This is a genomic window from Kitasatospora sp. NPDC006697, assembly GCF_042869935.1.
Lineage (GTDB): Bacteria > Actinomycetota > Actinomycetes > Streptomycetales > Streptomycetaceae > Kitasatospora.
The window spans coordinates 1-3,153 of the sequence record NZ_JBIAGU010000073.1; the positions used below are offsets into that span (position 1 = coordinate 1).

The window sequence follows — 3,153 nt, forward strand, 5'->3', positions numbered from 1 at the left end:
GTGGGTGTCTGGTCGTTGTTTGAGAACTGCACAGTGGACGCGAGCATCTGTGGCCAAGTTTTTAAGGGCGCACGGTGGATGCCTTGGCACCAGGAACCGATGAAGGACGTGGGAGGCCGCGATAGGCCCCGGGGAGCTGTCAACCGAGCTTTGATCCGGGGGTGTCCGAATGGGGAAACCCGGCAGTCGTCATGGGCTGTCACCCATACCTGAACACATAGGGTATGTGGAGGGAACGCGGGGAAGTGAAACATCTCAGTACCCGCAGGAAGAGAAAACAACCGTGATTCCGGGAGTAGTGGCGAGCGAAACCGGATGAGGCTAAACCTTGAGTGTGTGAGACCCGGCAGGGGTTGCGCTCAGGGGGTCGTGGGAGTGAGCTTCGATTGTCTGCCGGCAGTCGGGCGAGTCAGAAACCGTATGGGTAGTCGAAGGACATGCGAAAGGTCCGGCGTAGAGGGTAAGACCCCCGTAGACGAAATCTGTACGGCTTGCTTGCTCATTTCCCAAGTAGCACGGGGCCCGAGAAATCCCGTGTGAATCTGGCGGGACCACCCGCTAAGCCTAAATATTCCCTGGTGACCGATAGCGGATAGTACCGTGAGGGAATGGTGAAAAGTACCGCGGGAGCGGAGTGAAATAGTACCTGAAACCGTGTGCCTACAAGCCGTGGGAGCCTTCGGGTGACTGCGTGCCTTTTGAAGAATGAGCCTGCGAGTTTGCGGTGTGTAGCGAGGTTAACCCGTGTGGGGTAGCCGTAGCGAAAGCGAGTCCGAATAGGGCGTTTGAGTTGCATGCCCAAGACCCGAAGCGGAGTGATCTAGCCATGGGCAGGTTGAAGCGCGGGTAAGACCGTGTGGAGGACCGAACCCACCAGGGTTGAAAACCTGGGGGATGACCTGTGGTTAGGGGTGAAAGGCCAATCAAACTCCGTGATAGCTGGTTCTCCCCGAAATGCATTTAGGTGCAGCGTCGTGTGTTTCTTGCCGGAGGTAGAGCACTGGATAGGCGATGGGCCTCACCGGGTTACTGACCTTAGCCAAACTCCGAATGCCGGTAAGTGAGAGCACGGCAGTGAGACTGTGGGGGATAAGCTCCATGGTCGAGAGGGAAACAGCCCAGAACACCGACTAAGGTCCCTAAGCGTGTGCTAAGTGGGAAAGGATGTGGAGTCGCAGAGACAACCAGGAGGTTGGCTTAGAAGCAGCCACCCTTGAAAGAGTGCGTAATAGCTCACTGGTCAAGTGATTCCGCGCCGACAATGTAGCGGGGCTCAAGTACACCACCGAAGTCGTGTCATTGCAGCAATACTCCCAACGGGGGCTGTGATGGGTAGGGGAGCGTCGTGTGCCGGGTGAAGCGGCCGAGGAATCGAGTCGTGGACGGTATACGAGTGAGAATGCAGGCATGAGTAGCGATACAAGAGTGGGAAACTCTTGCGCCGATTGACCAAGGGTTCCTGGGTCAAGCTGATCTGCCCAGGGTAAGTCGGGACCTAAGGCGAGGCCGACAGGCGTAGTCGATGGACAACGGGTTGATATTCCCGTACCCGCTTTGAAGCGCCAACGGCGAACCAGGTGATGCTAAGCCCGTGAAGCCGGCCCGGAGTCTTCGGACAAAGGGACGTGGTGGAGCCGGCGATCCAAGTCTGTAGTAGCTGAGCGATGGGGTGACGCAGGAAGGTAGTCCAGCCCGGGCGGTGGTTGTCCCGGGGTAAGGGTGTAGGACGTCGTGTAGGCAAATCCGCACGACATATAGTCTGAGACCTGATGCCGAGCCGATTGTGGTGAAGTGGATGATCCTATGCTGTCGAGAAAAGCCTCTAGCGAGTTTCATGGCGGCCCGTACCCCAAACCGACTCAGGTGGTCAGGTAGAGAATACCGAGGCGTTCGGGTGAACTATGGTTAAGGAACTCGGCAAAATGCCCCCGTAACTTCGGGAGAAGGGGGGCCATTCCTGGTGACGGCACTTGCTGTCTGAGCTGGGGGTGGCCGCAGAGACCAGCGAGAAGCGACTGTTTACTAAAAACACAGGTCCGTGCGAAGCCGTAAGGCGATGTATACGGACTGACGCCTGCCCGGTGCTGGAACGTTAAGGGGACCGGTTAGCTTGGATTCGTCTGGGCGAAGCTGAGAACTTAAGCGCCAGTAAACGGCGGTGGTAACTATAACCATCCTAAGGTAGCGAAATTCCTTGTCGGGTAAGTTCCGACCTGCACGAATGGCGTAACGACTTCTCGACTGTCTCAACCATAGGCCCGGTGAAATTGCATTACGAGTAAAGATGCTCGTTTCGCGCAGCAGGACGGAAAGACCCCGGGACCTTTACTATAGCTTGATATTGGTGTTCGGTTCGGCTTGTGTAGGATAGGTGGGAGACTTTGAAGCAGTGACGCCAGTCATTGTGGAGTCGCCGTTGAAATACCACTCTGGTCGTGCTGGATGTCTAACCTGGGTCCGTGATCCGGATCAGGGACAGTGTCTGGTGGGTAGTTTAACTGGGGCGGTTGCCTCCTAAAGAGTAACGGAGGCGCCCAAAGGTTCCCTCAGCCTGGTTGGCAATCAGGTGTTGAGTGTAAGTGCACAAGGGAGCTTGACTGTGAGACCGACGGGTCGAGCAGGTGCGAAAGCAGGGACTAGTGATCCGGCGGTGGCTTGTGGAAGCGCCGTCGCTCAACGGATAAAAGGTACCCCGGGGATAACAGGCTGATCTTCCCCAAGAGTCCATATCGACGGGATGGTTTGGCACCTCGATGTCGGCTCGTCGCATCCTGGGGCTGGAGTAGGTCCCAAGGGTTGGGCTGTTCGCCCATTAAAGCGGTACGCGAGCTGGGTTTAGAACGTCGTGAGACAGTTCGGTCCCTATCCGCTGTGCGCGTAGGAGTGTTGAGAAGGGCTGTCCCTAGTACGAGAGGACCGGGACGGACGAACCTCTGGTGTGCCAGTTGTCCTGCCAAGGGCATGGCTGGTTGGCTACGTTCGGGAGGGATAACCGCTGAAAGCATCTAAGCGGGAAGCCTGCTTCGAGATGAGCACTCCCACCTCCTTGAGAGGGTAAGGCTCCCAGTAGACGACTGGGTTGATAGGCCGGATGTGGAAGCCCTGTGAGGGGTGGAGCTGACCGGTACTAATAGGCCGAGGGCTTGTCCTCAG

At 57.1% G+C, this 3,153-nt stretch carries 1 rRNA gene; it reads left to right on the forward strand.

Going from position 1 to position 3,153, the window contains the following annotated elements:
* Nucleotides 1-51: 51 nt before the first annotated feature.
* Nucleotides 52-3,151: ribosomal RNA gene (locus ACFYNO_RS41125) — 23S ribosomal RNA — on the forward strand.
* The last annotated feature ends 2 nt before the right edge of the window (nucleotides 3,152-3,153 follow it).